Source organism: Gemmobacter sp., assembly GCF_046292685.1.
Lineage (GTDB): Bacteria > Pseudomonadota > Alphaproteobacteria > Rhodobacterales > Rhodobacteraceae > Wagnerdoeblera.
The window spans coordinates 122,274-137,802 of record NZ_JBKBQM010000002.1; the positions used below are offsets into that span (position 1 = coordinate 122,274).

9 protein-coding genes and 1 pseudogene are annotated in these 15,529 nt (G+C 64.6%); 3 read left to right on the forward strand and 7 right to left on the reverse strand.

All coding sequences use genetic code 11. From position 1 onward, the window contains the following. Positions 1-64: 64 nt before the first annotated feature. From ACK4S2_RS01195 to ACK4S2_RS01205, 3 genes are read left to right on the forward strand one after another with little or no spacing between them, the layout of a single operon-like run. Positions 65-1,339 (forward strand): acetylornithine deacetylase/succinyl-diaminopimelate desuccinylase family protein, encoded by a 1,275-nt coding sequence (locus ACK4S2_RS01195; protein ID WP_409619490.1) that lies wholly within the window; start codon positions 65-67, stop codon positions 1,337-1,339. 60 nt (positions 1,340-1,399) lie between these two features. Continuing rightward, the gene (locus ACK4S2_RS01200; RefSeq protein ID WP_409619492.1) at positions 1,400-2,869 is read left to right on the forward strand and encodes an ABC transporter substrate-binding protein; all 1,470 of its coding nucleotides are present in this window, start codon (positions 1,400-1,402) and stop codon (positions 2,867-2,869) included. Between the two features lie 11 nt (positions 2,870-2,880). Next, complete coding sequence (locus tag ACK4S2_RS01205; protein ID WP_409619493.1) at positions 2,881-3,219, forward strand: cupin domain-containing protein; 339 nt, start codon at positions 2,881-2,883, stop codon at positions 3,217-3,219. A 90-nt stretch (positions 3,220-3,309) separates the two neighbouring features. Here ACK4S2_RS01205 and ACK4S2_RS01210 read toward each other — a convergent pair whose 3' ends face one another. The 7 genes and pseudogenes from ACK4S2_RS01210 to ACK4S2_RS01240 all read right to left on the reverse strand — a co-directional run. Next, a complete protein-coding gene (locus ACK4S2_RS01210; protein ID WP_409619509.1) occupies positions 3,310-4,017 on the reverse strand; it encodes a L,D-transpeptidase in 708 nt (235 codons plus the stop codon). Positions 4,018-4,119: 102 nt separating this feature from the next. Then, the gene (locus ACK4S2_RS01215; RefSeq protein ID WP_409619495.1) at positions 4,120-5,001 is read right to left on the reverse strand and encodes a DMT family transporter; all 882 of its coding nucleotides are present in this window, start codon (positions 4,999-5,001) and stop codon (positions 4,120-4,122) included. Positions 5,002-5,210: 209 nt separating this feature from the next. After that, positions 5,211-9,464, reverse strand: a complete 4,254-nt coding sequence (gene rpoC / locus ACK4S2_RS01220) for a DNA-directed RNA polymerase subunit beta' (protein ID WP_409619497.1) — start codon at positions 9,462-9,464, stop codon at positions 5,211-5,213. An 83-nt stretch (positions 9,465-9,547) separates the two neighbouring features. Beyond that, positions 9,548-13,681, reverse strand: a complete 4,134-nt coding sequence (gene rpoB / locus ACK4S2_RS01225; protein WP_409619511.1) for a DNA-directed RNA polymerase subunit beta — start codon at positions 13,679-13,681, stop codon at positions 9,548-9,550. A 240-nt stretch (positions 13,682-13,921) separates the two neighbouring features. Beyond that, positions 13,922-14,296 (reverse strand): 50S ribosomal protein L7/L12, encoded by a 375-nt coding sequence (gene rplL, locus ACK4S2_RS01230; RefSeq protein WP_409619513.1) that lies wholly within the window; start codon positions 14,294-14,296, stop codon positions 13,922-13,924. A gap of 71 nt (positions 14,297-14,367) precedes the next feature. Continuing rightward, positions 14,368-14,883 carry a 50S ribosomal protein L10 gene (gene rplJ / locus ACK4S2_RS01235; RefSeq protein WP_409619499.1) on the reverse strand — a complete coding sequence of 172 codons (516 nt, stop codon included), beginning with the start codon at positions 14,881-14,883 and terminating at the stop codon, positions 14,368-14,370. Positions 14,884-15,159: 276 nt separating this feature from the next. After that, positions 15,160-15,529: pseudogene (locus ACK4S2_RS01240) on the reverse strand (50S ribosomal protein L1); the annotation flags it as partial.

Sequence of the window (15,529 nt, forward strand, 5' to 3'; positions counted from 1 at the left end):
CATCCCCTGCGTCATCCGCTTTCCGACCCTTGCGAGGCCCGCGGTTCTGCGCCAGCATGCCGGCATGACCGAAGACCGCATCCTTGCCGAAATCACGGCCCGCCGCGACGATCTGATCCGGTTGACCCAGGATCTGATCCGCATCCCCACCCTGAACCCGCCCGGGCGCAACTACCGGGAAATCTGCGATTATCTGGCCGCCCGGCTGGGGCGGCACGGCTTTGCGACAGAACTGATCCGCGCCCACGGCGCACCGGGCGACAGCGATGCCTACCCCCGCTGGAGCCTGCTGGCGCGCCGCGAAGGCGGCAGCCCAGGCGACTGCGTGCATTTCAACAGCCATCACGACGTGGTCGAGGTCGGCCACGGCTGGACCCGCGACCCCTTCGGTGGCGAACTCGATGGCGGGCGCATCTATGGCCGCGGGGCGTGCGACATGAAGGGGGGCCTCGCCGCCAGCATCGTCGCCGCCGAAGCCTTCATCGCCGCCTGCCCCGGATTCAACGGCGCCATCGAGATTTCCGCCACCGCCGACGAGGAATCGGGCGGGTTCGGCGGCGTGGCCTACCTGGCGCAGCAGGGCTATTTCAACCCCGAGCGCGTGCAGCACGTCATCATCCCCGAACCGCTGCACAAGGACCGTATCTGCCTTGGCCACCGCGGCGTCTGGTGGGCGGAAATCGAGACCAAGGGCCGCATCGCCCACGGGTCGATGCCGTTTCTGGGCGACAGCGCGATCCGCCACATGGGTGCCGTGCTGCACGAGATCGAGACGCAGCTTTACCCGCTGCTTGCCACCAAGCATACCGAAATGCCGGTGATTCCCGCTGGTGCCCGGCAATCGACGCTGAACATCAACTCGATCCACGGCGGCGAACCGGAACCCGAACCCGGCTACACCGGCTTGCCCGCGCCTTGCGTGGCCGACAGGTGCCGAATCATCCTCGACCGCCGTTTCCTGATCGAGGAAGACATCCGCGAGGTGAAGGCGGAAATCTCGGCCGTGCTGGAACGGGTCAAGGCGCAGCGCCCGAACTTTCAATACGACATCCGCGACCTGTTCGAGGTGCAGCCCAGCATGACCGACACATCGGCGCCCGTGGTGCGCACGGTGGCCGGGGCTATTGCGAAGGTGCTGGGAAAGCACGCGGAATACGTGGTTTCCCCCGGCACCTACGACCAGAAGCACATCGACCGCATCGGCAAGCTGAAGAACTGCATCGCCTACGGTCCGGGCGTGCTGGATCTGGCGCATCAGCCCGACGAATGGGTCGGCGTGGACGACATGATGGACAGCGCCCGGGTGATGGCGCTGACGCTGAAGGAGTTGCTTTTGTAACCCGCCCGTGCCGAGATGGGCGTTGCATCGGGGCCCCGTGGCCCGCTCAAGGAGGAAACCATGTTCCACCGTCTGAAACTGTCGGTCGCCATTCTGGCGCTGATGGCCGGCGCCGCCCTGGCCAAGGACAGCGTCACCATCGGCATGCAGCTTGAACCGCCGAACCTGGACCCGACCACCGGCGCGGCCGCCGCGATCCGCGAGGTGACGCAACTCAACGTCTATGAAGGGCTGACCCGATTCAACGCCGACGGCTCGATCGGGCCGGGGCTGGCCGAAAAGTGGGATGTGACCGACGATGGCAAGGTCTGGACCTTTACCCTGCGCCAGGGCGTGAAGTTCCACGATGGCACCACCTTCGACGCCGAGGATGTCAAGTTCACGCTCGACCGCGCGATGGCGCCCGATTCGACCAACGCGCAAAAGCAGCTGTTCGCCCCGATCGAAAGCGTCGAAGTGGTCGATCCCGCCACGGTCAGGATCACGCTGAAGGCGCCTTCGGGCAACTTCGACTTCAACATGGCCTGGGGCGACGCCTCGATCATGGCGCCCGAGTCGGTGGCCACCAACGCCACCAACCCGGTGGGCACCGGCCCCTATCGCTTTGGCCAGTGGGTGCAGGGCGACCGGATCGAGCTGGTGGCCAACCCCGATTACTGGGGCGAAAAACCCTCGATCCCCAAGGCGGTGTTCAAGGTCATCGCCGACCCGACGGCAGCCTTTGCCGCGATGATGTCCGAGGATATCGACGTCTTCCCGGTGTTCCCGGCGCCCGAAACGCTGGCCCAGTTCGAAGGCGACAGCCGTTTCAAGGTGCTGCAAGGCTCGACCGAAGGCGAAACCATCCTGGGCATCAACAACAAGCAGCCGCCGCTGGACAACGTGAAGGTCCGCGCGGCGATTGCCCATGCCATCAATCGGCAGGAAATCATCGACGGCGCGATGTTCGGCTACGGCACGCCGATCGGCACGCATTTCGCCCCGCATCACCCCGACTATGTCGACCTGACCGCGCAATCGGCCTACGACCCGGAAAAGTCCAAGGCCCTGCTGGCCGAAGCCGGCGTTTCCGGCCTGAAACTGCGCATGCACCTGCCGCCGCCCACCTACGCCCGCCGCGGGGGCGAGATCATCGCCTCGCAACTGCGCGCGGTCGGGATCGAGACCGAGATCATCAACGTGGAATGGGCACAGTGGCTGGAACAGGTGTTCAAGGGAAAGGACTTTGACCTGACCATCGTCAGCCACGTCGAACCGGCCGATATCGGCATCTACGCCCGTCCCGACTACTACTTCCAGTATGGCAAGCCCGAGTTCAAGGCGATCATGGACGAACTGGCGGTGACGGTCGACCCGGCCAAGCGGTCCGAGCTGAACAAGGCCGCGCAAAAGATGATCGCCGACGACTACGTCAACGGCTATCTGTTCCAGCTGGCCAAGGCCGGGGTGGCAAACGCCAAGCTGGAAGGGCTGTGGCTGAACTCGCCGGCGCCGGTGGTCGACCTGGCCGCGATGCGTTGGGCCGACTGATCGCGCCGCCCATGCACCTTGTCCCCGTCACACGCGACGGCATCGAACCCGAAGTTGCCCGCCCCGATCCCGAAAAGGTCGTGGCGGGCGACCCCGTGCATATCACCTGGAACATCGAGGAGCGGGGCGGGCTTTACGCGGGGCTGTGGCAATCCACCGCCGGGGCCTGGCGGGTGGATTACACCGAATGGGAATACATCCGCATCCTGTCCGGCCACAGCATCCTGACCGACGCGGCCGGGGCGGAAACGCATTTGCGCGGCGGCGATTCCTGGGTCATCCGCCCAGGCTTCCGCGGGGTCTGGACCGTCGTGGAAACCACCCTGAAGGAATACGTCATCCTCGCCTGAACCGGGGGGCGGGCGGCGAAAGACCAAAGGCGGGGCATGGCCCCGCCTTTTTCCGTTGCCCTGCGCGGCAAGAGGGCGCGCCTTGCCCGATCAGTTGATCGGCGTTGCCGCTTCCTTTTCCAGCGCGGCATCCACCGCTGCGTCGCCTTCGATCTTGCGCGATTCTGCGACGCTGCGCACCTTCACCGTCGTCGAAACCGGAACCTTGGTGTAAAGGTCAAGGATGTCCTGGTTGTAAAGCCGGATGCAGCCCGCCGACGTGGCATTGCCGATCGAGGTGTAGTCGCCCGTGCCGTGGATACGGAACATCGTATCCTTGCCGCTGCGGTAGAGATACAGCGCCCGCGCGCCCAGCGGGTTGTCCGGCCCCGGCCCCATGCCCCCTGCAAGGGCCGCGTATTTCTCGGGCTGCGTGCGCACCATGTTGGCGGTCGGGGTCCAGTAGGGCCATTCCGCCTTGCGCCCGACATAGGTGGTCGACCGCAGGCCACGCCCCTCGGCCCCTACAGCGATGCGATAGCGGTCGGCCTGACCTTCGGCAGTAACCAGATACAGGTATTTCACCGTCGGATCGATCACGATGGTGCCGGGTTTCTCCGGCCCGGCATAGGCCACGGTCGCCCGGCGGTTTTCCTCGGGCACATAGCTTTCCGGCACTGCGGCAATGGTGAACCCGCCATCCTCGACCGTGCCGTAGCCCGGCACCTCGGGCGGCGCTGCCGGAGGGGCCGGCGGGGCCGCACAGGCGGCAAGTGCGGCCGCAAATGCAAACGCGGTCAGGGTGCGAAACATGGGCATGACGGGCACGAAGCAATCCTTTGTCAATTCCGGGCCGGGCAAGCGGCCCATTGCGGCGCATTTGCGCAGGGTTTGATGCGCAAGGTCAAGCCCTCGCGCAGGTCAGGCGACACGCGCTCGGCGCAAGCGTGCCTCGCGCAACAGGGTGAACAGGCCCGAGGCCACGACGATGGCCGCCCCAAGCAGGGTGATGCCGTCGGGCCATTCGCCAAAGAACACCCAGCCCAGCACCAGCGCCACCAGCAGCGACGTGTAGCGGAAGGGGGTGGTAAAGCTGACCTCGCCCACCCGCATCACCCGGATGATGAAGATATAGCCCGTCACCACGAATACCCCCGCCAGAGGCAGCAACACGTATCCTGATTGCGGCACCGGCTGCCAGGGCTCGGCCAGCGACAGCACAGCCCCCACCACGGTGACCGACAGCGCCGAAAGAAACGCCATCGTCGTCGAAGGCACCGATGCCGGCAGACGCCGCGTCGCCAGATCGCGCAGCACGACGAATGCGACCGAGGCAAGGGCCACCAGCGCATAGACGTTGATGCCATCCGGCCCCGGCCGCACGATCAGCAGCACCCCCAGGAACCCGACGCAGATCGCGGCCACCCGCCGCCAGCCTACCCTTTCGCCCAGAAACAGCGCCGCCCCCGCCGTCACCGCCAGCGGCAGCGCCTGCAGGATGGACGACAGCACCGCCAGCGGCATCTGCACCAGCGCGATGAAGAAAGTGATGGTCGAGGCGACCTCGCCCAGAACGCGCAACCAGACGGTGCGCCCGGCCCTCAGCGTTGCGCGCAGGTCAAGCCCGCCGCTGAACTGCGCAATCAGCACCAGCAAGGGCAGCGTCACCAGCCCGCGCAACGTGACCGCCTGATACAGCGGCATCTGGGCGGCCACACCCTTCATGCAGGCATCGCCGAGGGTAAAGGCGGTCATGGCGATCACCATGAAACCTGCGCCGCGCAAGTTGTCGGACATCGGCATGCTCGAACCTTCCCCCCCGGATGCGCCGGCCCCGCGCTAACACGGCCAGGGCGACGCCGCCAAGGTGCCGGGCCGCGAAATCGCACTCAAGAAAATGATTTCGTCCAACCCATGAATTTGCGTGATGTTTTCCATTGGCGGCCGTCATTCCGACGAAAAAGGCCCCGGCGCGCAAACGCCGGGGCCCTTCGGGATCATCGGTCCGACGATCAGAGATCGCGGCTTTCCACCGTATCGACCAGGCCGGATTCGGCCTCGGTATCGAAGACCTCCATCGGCGCGGCCAGCGCGGCGGCGGCTTCGGCCTCGGCGCGGCGCGCCTCGATCACCGCCTGGTCGCGTTCGGCCGCGATGCGCTTGACGCGCGCGGTCGCGCCGCCGGTACCTGCCGGGATCAGCCGGCCGACGATGACGTTTTCCTTCAGCCCCACCAGCTTGTCGCGCTTGCCCTGCACCGAGGCTTCGGTCAGCACGCGGGTGGTTTCCTGGAACGACGCCGCCGAGATGAACGACCGGGTCTGGAGGCTGGCCTTGGTGATGCCCAGCAGCACCGGCTCGCCGGCCGCAGGGCGACCGCCGCGCAGCGCGACGCGGGCGTTTTCTTCCTCCAGCTCCGACTTGTCGACCTGTTCGCCCTTGAGCAGCGTGGTATCGCCGCTTTCGGTGATCTCGAGCTTTTGCAGCATCTGGCGGACAATCACCTCGATGTGCTTGTCGTTGATCTTCACGCCTTGCAGGCGATAGACGTCCTGCACTTCGTCGATCAGGTAGTTCGCCAGCGCCTCGATGCCCTTGATCCGCAGGATGTCGTGCGGGGCCGGGTTGCCGTCCATGATGTTGTCGCCCTTCTGGACGAAGTCGCCTTCGGCCACCGGGATGTGCTTGCCCTTGGGCACCATGTATTCGACCGGCTGCAAGGTCTCGTCCACCGGCTCGATGGTGATGCGGCGCTTGTTCTTGTAGTCCTTGCCAAAGCGCACATAGCCATCGAGTTCGGCGATGATCGCGTGGTCCTTCGGACGACGGGCCTCGAACAGTTCGGCCACGCGGGGCAGACCCCCGGTGATGTCCTTGGTCCGGGCACCTTCGCGCGGGATACGCGCCACCACGTCGCCGGCCTTCACCTCTTGCCCGTCTTCGACCGACAGGATGGCGTCCACCGACATCGGATAGCTGATCGGGTTGCCTTGCGCGTTGCGCACGGGGTCGCCCGTTTCGGGGTCCATCAGGATGATTTCCGGCTTCAGGTCGTTGGCCCGCGGCGCCGAACGCCAGTCGGACACGATCTTTTGCGTCATGCCGGAAATCTCGTCGGTTTCCTCGCGGATCGACAGGCCCGAGATCAGGTCGACGAACTTGGCCTGGCCGGCCTTTTCCGCGATGATCGGCAGGGTGTAGGGATCCCATTCGAACAGCTTGGTGCCGCGCTTGACGCCCTCGCCTTCGCGGACGAACAGCTTGGCGCCGTAGGTCAGCTTGTGAACGGCGCGTTCCTGGCCCTTGTCGTCGATGATGGCAATCGACATGTTGCGACCCATCACGATCAGGTCGCCGCTTGCAGCTTCCAGCGTGTTGGGGTTGCGGTATTCGATCCGGCCTTCCTGCGACGCTTCGAGGAACGACTGTTGGCTACCCTGCGCGATGCCGCCTATGTGGAAGGTCCGCATCGTCAGCTGCGTGCCGGGTTCGCCGATCGACTGCGCGGCGATGATACCAACGGCCTCGCCCACGTTGACCATCGTGCCGCGCGCCAGGTCGCGGCCATAGCAGGTGGCGCAGACGCCTTCTTCGGCCTCGCAGGTCAGCGGGCTGCGGATCTTGACCGAGGCAACGCCCGAGGCCGCGATCTGGTCGGCCTTGCGTTCGTCGATCAGCACGCCCTTGGCCAGCACCACTTCGCCGGTGGCCGGATCGACGACGTCATCGGCGGTCACGCGGCCCAGCACCCGTTCGGCCAGGCTCGACACCACTTCGCCATCGTTCACCGCGGCTTCGGCGGTGATGTAGCGGTCGGTGCCGCAATCCAGGCTGCGCACGATGCAATCCTGCGCCACGTCCACCAGACGGCGGGTCAGGTAACCCGAGTTCGCGGTTTTCAGCGCCGTATCGGCCAGGCCCTTGCGGGCACCGTGGGTGGAGTTGAAGTACTCCAGCACGGTCAGACCTTCCTTGAAGTTCGAGATGATCGGCGTCTCGATGATCTCGCCCGAAGGCTTGGCCATCAGCCCGCGCATCCCGCCCAGCTGCTTCATCTGCGCAGGCGAACCCCGGGCCCCGGAGTGCGACATCATGTAGACGCTGTTCGGTTCCTTCTCGGCGCCCATGTCATCGACGCGCACGGCCGAGATTTCCTTCATCATCTCGGCAGCCACGGCATCCGAGCATTTCGACCAGGCATCGACCACCTTGTTGTACTTTTCGCCCTGGGTGATCAGGCCGTCCATGTACTGCTGTTCGAATTCCTTGACCTGGTCGCGGACGCTGTTGACGATCTCCCACTTTTTCTGCGGGATCAGCATGTCGTCCTTGCCGAACGAGATGCCCGCCTTGAACGCCTCGCGGAAGCCCAGACCCATGATCTGGTCGCAGAAGATCACCGATTCCTTCTGGCCGCAGTAGCGATAGACGGTGTCGATGACATTCTGAACGTCCTTCTTCCGCAGCAGTCGGTTGACCAGGTCGAACGGCGCCTTAGCATTCAGCGGCAAGAGGTTGCCCAGCCGCAGCCGGCCCGGGGTGGTTTCGTAGCGCTTCCAGACCTCGTTGCCTTCGTTGTCGATCTGCTTGATCCGCGCGGTGATGCGCGAATGCAGATGCACCTCGCCGGCGGCAAGCGCGTGTTCCACCTCGTCGATGTCGCGGAAGATCTTGCCTTCGCCGACCATGCCCTTGCGTTCCATGGTGACGTAGTAAAGACCCAGCACCATGTCCTGCGACGGCACGATGATCGGGCTGCCGTTGGCGGGCGACAGCACGTTGTTGGTGGACATCATCAGCACGCGCGCTTCCAGCTGCGCCTCGAGGCTCAGCGGAACATGAACGGCCATCTGGTCGCCGTCGAAGTCGGCGTTGAAGGCCGAGCAGACCAGCGGGTGCAGCTGGATCGCCTTGCCCTCGATCAGGATCGGCTCGAAGGCCTGGATGCCCAGGCGGTGCAGCGTCGGCGCGCGGTTCAGCAGCACGGGGTGTTCGCGGATCACCTCGTCCAGGATGTCCCAGACCTCGGGGCGCTCCTTCTCGACCAGCTTCTTGGCCTGCTTCACGGTCGAGGACAGGCCCTTGGCCTCGAGCCGCGAGTAGATGAACGGCTTGAACAGTTCGAGCGCCATCTTCTTGGGCAACCCGCACTGGTGCAGCTTGAGTTCCGGCCCGGTCACGATGACCGAACGGCCCGAGAAGTCCACGCGCTTGCCCAGGAGGTTCTGGCGGAACCGGCCCTGCTTGCCCTTCAGCATGTCCGACAGCGACTTCAGCGGCCGCTTGTTGGTGCCCGTGATCACACGGCCACGGCGGCCGTTGTCGAACAGCGCGTCCACCGCCTCTTGCAGCATCCGCTTTTCGTTGCGCACGATGATGTCGGGCGCACGCAGCTCGATCAGCCGCTTCAGGCGGTTGTTGCGGTTGATAACGCGGCGGTACAGGTCGTTCAGGTCCGAGGTGGCGAAACGGCCGCCATCGAGCGGCACCAGCGGGCGCAGTTCCGGCGGGATCACCGGCAGTACAGTCAACACCATCCATTCCGGGCGGTTGCCGGAATCGAGGAAATGCTCCACTACCTTCAGGCGCTTGATGATCTTTTTCGGCTTCAGTTCGCCGGTGGCTTCCTTCAGCTCCTCGCGCAGCTTTTCGGCCTCGGCCTGCAGGTCGATCATCGCCAGCATCTCGCGGATCGCTTCGGCGCCGATGTTGGCGGTAAAGCTGTCGGCGCCCCACTGGTCCTGCTTGTCGAGGTATTCTTCCTCGGTCAGCAGCTGGCCATAGGTCAAGTCGGTCAGACCCGGCTCGATGACGACATAGTTTTCGAAATAGAGAATGCGCTCCAGATCGCGCAGCGTCATGTCCAGCATCAGGCCGATGCGGCTGGGCAGCGATTTCAGGAACCAGATATGCGCGACCGGCGCGGCCAGTTCGATATGGCCCATCCGTTCGCGGCGCACCTTTTGCAGCGTCACCTCGACGCCGCACTTTTCGCAGACGACGCCGCGATACTTCATGCGCTTGTATTTGCCGCAAAGGCACTCGTAGTCCTTGATCGGCCCGAAGATGCGCGCGCAGAACAGGCCGTCGCGTTCGGGCTTGAACGTGCGGTAGTTGATGGTTTCGGGCTTCTTGATCTCGCCGTAAGACCAAGACAGGATCCGCTCGGGCGAGGCCAGCGAGATCTTGATCTCGTCGAAGGTCTTGGGTTGCGCCATCGGGTTGAACGGGTTGCCGTTGCCAGCCGAGGTGATTTCCTGGTTCATGTCCGTTTCCTTGAAAAGGTGCGGTGGAGAGGGGGCGGGGCAAGCCCCGCCCTACGTCGGTCGGGCCTCAGCCCGACGTGCGCCTACTCCTCCTCCGCATCCAGGAGTTCCATGTTCAGGCCCAGGCCGCGGACTTCCTTCACCAGCACGTTGAAGGATTCCGGCACCCCGGCTTCGAAGTTGTCTTCGCCCTTGACGATCGACTCATAGACCTTGGTCCGGCCTGCCACGTCGTCCGACTTCACCGTCAGCATTTCCTGCAGGGTGTAGGCCGCACCGTAGGCTTCCAGTGCCCAGACCTCCATCTCGCCAAGACGCTGGCCGCCGAACTGCGCCTTGCCGCCCAGCGGCTGCTGGGTCACGAGGCTGTAGGGCCCGGTCGAACGCGCATGCAGCTTGTCGTCGACCAGGTGGTGAAGCTTCAGCACATACTTGACGCCCACGGTCACGGGGCGCGCGAAACGCTCGCCCGTGCGGCCGTCGAACACGATCGACTGGCCCGACTGGTCAAACCCGGCGCGCCGCAGAGCGTCGTTGACGTCGGCTTCCTTGGCCCCGTCGAAGACCGGCGTGGCGATCGGCACGCCGCCGCGCACCGCGTCGGCACTTTCAAGGAAGTCCGCCTCGGACATGTCGCCGAACGCCTCGTCATAGGTCTCGTTGCCGTATGCCAACCGCATCGCCTCGCGCACCGGGGTCAGATCACCCGAGCGGCGGTAATCGGCCAGCGCCTCGTCGATCTTCATCCCCAGGCCGCGCGCGGCCCAGCCCATGTGGGTTTCCAAAATCTGACCGACATTCATCCGGCTTGGCACACCCAGCGGGTTCAGCACGATATCGACCGTGGTTCCATCGGCAAGGAAGGGCATGTCCTCCATCGGCACCACCTTGGACACCACGCCCTTGTTGCCGTGACGGCCGGCCATCTTGTCGCCCGGCTGCAACTTGCGCTTCACCGCGACGAACACCTTGACCATCTTCATCACGCCAGGGGGCAGGTCGTCGCCACGGCGGACCTTTTCCACCTTGTCCTCGAAGCGGTGCTCCAGCGCACGCTTTTGCGCGTTGAACTGGTCGTTCAGCGCCTCGATTTCCTTGGCGAGGTCTTCCTCGGCCACAGCGAACTGCCACCACTGGCCACGGCTCAGCGTGCCCAGCAGATCTTCGGTGATCTCGGACCCGGCCTTGACGCCTTTCGGCCCCTTGACCGCGACCTTGCCCAGGATCAGCGACTTCAGGCGCGCGTAGATGTTGCGCTCCAGGATCGCCAGCTCGTCGTCGCGGTCGCGCGCGAGGCGTTCGACTTCCTCGCGTTCGATCTGCAGGGCGCGTTCGTCCTTGTCCACACCGTGCCGGTTGAACACCCGCACTTCCACCACGGTGCCATAGGCGCCGGGCGGCAGGCGCAAGCTGGTGTCGCGCACGTCGCTGGCCTTTTCGCCAAAGATCGCGCGCAGCAGCTTTTCTTCCGGGGTCATCGGGCTTTCGCCCTTGGGCGTGATCTTGCCTACCAGAATGTCGCCCGGCTGCACCTCGGCCCCGATGTAGACGATGCCCGCCTCGTCGAGGTTGCGCAGCGCCTCTTCGCCGACGTTCGGGATGTCGCGGGTGATTTCCTCGGGGCCCAGCTTGGTGTCCCGCGCCGCGACCTCGTATTCCTCGATGTGGATCGAGGTGAACACGTCATCGCGCAGGATGCGCTCGGAAATCAGGATCGAGTCCTCGTAGTTGTAGCCGTTCCACGGCATGAAGGCCACGACCACGTTGCGACCCAGCGCCAGTTCGCCCTGATCGGTGCAGGGGCCATCGGCCACCACCTGACCGCGGGCCACCACATCGCCCACCTTCACGACCGGGCGCTGGTTGATGCAGGACGACTGGTTCGAGCGCTTGAACTTGCGCAGGCGATAGATGTCGACCCCCGGTTCGCCGGGTTCCAGCATCTCGGTTGCGCGCACCACGATACGGCTGGCATCGACCTGGTCGATCACGCCGCCGCGGCGCGCCATGATGGCCGCGCCAGAGTCGCGGGCCACGACACCTTCGATCCCGGTGCCCACGAACGGGGCATCCGATTGCAGCAGCGGCACCGCCTGGCGCTGCATGTTCGACCCCATCAGCGCGCGGTTGGCGTCATCGTTTTCCAGGAACGGAATCAGCGAGGCCGCCACCGACACCAGCTGCTTGGGCGACACGTCGATCAGGTCCACCGCCTCGACCGGGTTCAGCATGAATTCGCCGGCCTTCCGGGTGGAGACCAGATCGTTCACGAACCGCCCGTTTTCGTCCAGCGCCGCGTTGGCCTGGGCCACGGTATGGCGCATTTCCTCGGTCGCCGACAGGTAGACGACTTCATCGGTCACCTGGCCATCGCGCACCTTGCGATAGGGGGTTTCGATGAAGCCATACTTGTTCACCCGCGCAAAGGTCGCCAGCGAGTTGATCAGGCCGATGTTCTGACCTTCGGGCGTCTCGATGGGGCACATCCGGCCGTAATGCGTCGGATGCACGTCGCGCACCTCGAAGCCGGCACGCTCGCGCGTCAGGCCCCCGGGCCCCAGCGCCGAAAGACGGCGCTTGTGGGTAACTTCCGACAGCGGGTTGGTCTGGTCCATGAACTGCGAAAGCTGGCTGGAGCCGAAGAATTCGCGCACCGCCGCCGCCGCCGGTTTGGCGTTGATCAGATCCTGCGGCATGATGGTGTCGATTTCCACCGACGACATGCGCTCCTTGATCGCGCGGTCCATGCGCAGCAAGCCGACGCGATACTGGTTTTCCATCAGCTCGCCCACCGACCGCACCCGGCGGTTGCCGAGGTGGTCGATGTCGTCGATTTCGCCCTTGCCGTCGCGCAGCTCCACCAGGCCCTTGATGCAGGCGATGATATCCTCGCGCCGCAGCGTGCGCTGGGTGTCGGGCGCGTCCAGATCGAGCCGCATGTTCATCTTGACCCGGCCAACGGCCGACAGGTCGTAACGCTCGCTGTCGAAGAACAGGCTGTCGAACAGGGCCGCGGCGGCATCCAGCGTTGGCGGTTCACCCGGACGCATGACGCGGTAGATGTCCATCAGGGCACCGTCGCGGTTCATGTTCTTGTCCGCGGCCATCGTGTTGCGGATGTAGGGGCCGACGTTGATGTTGTCGATGTCCAGCACCGGAATGTCGGTGATGCCCTGATCCAGCAGCGTCTTGACCGTGCCGCCCTTCACCTCGCCGTCGCGGTCCAGCTCCCAGGTCAGCTCGTCGCCAGCCTCGACCCAGATCGCGCCGTTGCTTTCGTCGATGATGTCGCGGGCCACAAATTTGCCCAGGATATGATCGAAGGGCACCAGCAATTCGGCCACGGTGCCTTCGCGGGCCCAGATGTTGGCCATCTTGGGCGTCACCTTGTCGCCGGCCTTCAGGATCACCTCGCCGGTGGCCGCATCGACCAGGTCATAGGTCGGCCGCGTGCCCGACAGCCGCTTGGGAAAGAACTTGGTAGCCCAGCCCTTGTTCTTCACATAGCGGTAGTTCACTGTGGAATAGTAGGCTTCCATGATCGCATCCTGATCCATGCCCAAGGCATAGAGCAGGGTGGTCACCGGCAGCTTGCGGCGCCGGTCGATGCGCGCGAACACCAGATCCTTGGCGTCGAACTCGAAGTCCAGCCACGACCCGCGATAGGGAATGATCCGGCAGGCGAACAGCAGCTTTCCGCTGGAATGCGTCTTGCCCTTGTCGTGGTCGAAGAACACGCCGGGGCTGCGGTGCATCTGGGAAACGACGACGCGCTCGGTGCCGTTGACCACGAAGGTGCCGTTCGCGGTCATCAGGGGAATGTCGCCCATGTAGACATCCTGTTCCTTGATGTCCTTGACCGAGCGCGCGCCGGTATCCTCGTTGACATCGAACACGATCAGACGCAGCGTCACCTTCAGCGGCGCGGCATAGGTCATGTCGCGCTGCATGCATTCGTCGACGTCGTATTTCGGCTTTTCCAGCTCGTATTTCACGAACTCGAGCGTGGCGGTGTCGTTGAAGTCCTTGATCGGAAAGACCGACTGGAACACGCCTTGCAGGCCCTCGCCGTCGCGGGGCTTGTCGCCGTCGCCCGACCGCAGGAACAGGTCGTAGGAGGATTTCTGCACCTCGATGAGGTTCGGCATCTCCAGAACTTCGCGGATCTTGCCGTAGTACCGGCGGATACGCTTCTGGCCGACATAAGCTTGCGCCATGCTCGTGGTCACCTTTCGTCTTGTCCGGCGCAACCGCCCCGTCGGGCCACGGTCGGCGCGCCTTGAACGCGGATGGGGGTTCAATACTTGCCCACCGTCCCGAAGGAGGGCTCCCGAACCCGGACCTTTCCGGAACGAGGCGCGGATGCGCCCCCTTCAAGACAGGTCGGGCCGGGCCCGGAACATTCCGGGCCCGGCCTGGTATCAGCGGTCAGGATGCACGGCGCACCCTGCCCCCGATCACTTCAGCTCGACCTTGGCGCCAGCCTCTTCGAGCTTCTTCTTCATCGCTTCGGCGTCGGCCTTGGAGATGCCTTCCTTGACCTTGCCACCGGCTTCGACCAGGTCCTTGGCTTCCTTCAGGCCCAGACCGGTGATCGCGCGCACTTCCTTGATCACGTTGATCTTGTTGGCGCCGGCATCGGTCAGGACGACGTCGAATTCGGTCTTTTCTTCTTCGGCCGGGGCGGCAGCAGCAGCCGGGCCGGCAACCATCACGGCGCCGCCGGCGGCGGGCTCGATGCCGTACTTGTCCTTCAGGATGGTTTTCAGTTCCTGCGCTTGCAGCAGGGTCAGACCGACGATTTCTTCGGCCAGTTTGTTCAGATCAGCCATTTTTCCGTTCCGTTCGTTCAAAGATGGGGTTCCAGCGACGTGGGTTCTCACGCCGAAGGCATGGGGAGGTCTCAGGCAGCTTCGCGTTCCTCAAGGGTCTTGAGGATGCCGGCGATATTCGCCGCAGGCGCGCCGATCGCACCGGCGATGCTGGAGGCCGGAGCACCGATGCAGGACACGATCTGAGCGATCAGCTCTTCGCGCGACGGCATCGAGGCCACGGTCTTCACACCGGCCGGGTCGAGCACCGTGTTGCCCATGGCGCCGCCCAGAATCACGAACTTGTCGTTCTTCTTGGCATAGCCTTCGCAGATCTTCGCCGCAGCGACGGGATCTTCCGAATAGGCAAACACGGTCATGCCCTTGAGAAGTGCGGCCATGCCCTCACCGGGCTTGCCTTCAAGGGCGATCTGGGCGAGCTTGTTCTTGGCGACGCGAACGCCCCCGTTCACGGAACGCATTTCCGCGCGCAGGGCCTGCATCTGAGCAACCGTCATGCCTTCGTAGTGGGCAACCACCACGACGCCAGAGCTTGCGAAGATCTGGCCGAGTTCCTCGACCACGGTCTCTTTCTGGGCTCTATCCACAGGTTCACTCCAAGTTTGGGGGTTTCCCCCCGGCTCGTTGTCGCCTGCCGGGTGGCAGGCGGTCGGGTCCGTTTCAGGGTCCCGAGAGCCAGATCGCCCGAGGCATGGTGCCCCGGAATTCCGTTCCCGTTTCCCATCTCGGGAAGGCCATTAAGCCCCGGCGAACCGGCGCACCCTCCGTCTCGGACAGGACAGGGCCGTTTCCGGCCCCGTCATCCCGCCCCCTTGCAAGGACGAGGATTCAGCAGGTAGGCGCAGGGCCCACCGAAAGACAAATCACTTCGCCGTGGCCGACGACAGATCGACGCTGACGCCCGGGCCCATGGTCGAGGACAGCGACACCTTCTTGAGGTAGGTGCCCTTGGCCCCGGTCGGTTTGGCGCGGCTGACCGCATCGACAAAGGCACGGATGTTTTCAGCCAGCTTGGCGGTTTCGAACGAAACCTTGCCGACGCCGCCGTGGATGATCCCGGCCTTCTCGACCTTGAACTGCACTTCGCCGCCTTTGGCGTTGGCCACGGCCGTGGCCACGTCCATCGTCACCGTGCCGACCTTGGGGTTCGGCATCAGGTTGCGCGGGCCGAGGATCTTGCCCAGACGGCCGACCAGCGGCATCATGTCCGGCGTTGCGATGCAGCGGTCGAAC

Bases quoted from the DNA above. Each gene is read 5' to 3' on its own strand.
- rpoB (WP_409619511.1), bottom strand. From the start codon at position 13,681: ATGGCGCAAGCTTATGTCGGCCAGAAGCGTATCCGCCGGTACTACGGC.
- ACK4S2_RS01215 (WP_409619495.1), bottom strand. From the start codon at position 5,001: ATGCCGATGTCCGACAACTTGCGCGGCGCAGGTTTCATGGTGATCGCC.
- ACK4S2_RS01200 (WP_409619492.1), top strand. From the start codon at position 1,400: ATGTTCCACCGTCTGAAACTGTCGGTCGCCATTCTGGCGCTGATGGCC.
- ACK4S2_RS01205 (WP_409619493.1), top strand. From the start codon at position 2,881: ATGCACCTTGTCCCCGTCACACGCGACGGCATCGAACCCGAAGTTGCC.
- ACK4S2_RS01210 (WP_409619509.1), bottom strand. From the start codon at position 4,017: ATGCCCATGTTTCGCACCCTGACCGCGTTTGCATTTGCGGCCGCACTT.
- rplL (WP_409619513.1), bottom strand. From the start codon at position 14,296: ATGGCTGATCTGAACAAACTGGCCGAAGAAATCGTCGGTCTGACCCTG.
- ACK4S2_RS01195 (WP_409619490.1), top strand. From the start codon at position 65: ATGACCGAAGACCGCATCCTTGCCGAAATCACGGCCCGCCGCGACGAT.
- rpoC (WP_409619497.1), bottom strand. From the start codon at position 9,464: ATGAACCAGGAAATCACCTCGGCTGGCAACGGCAACCCGTTCAACCCG.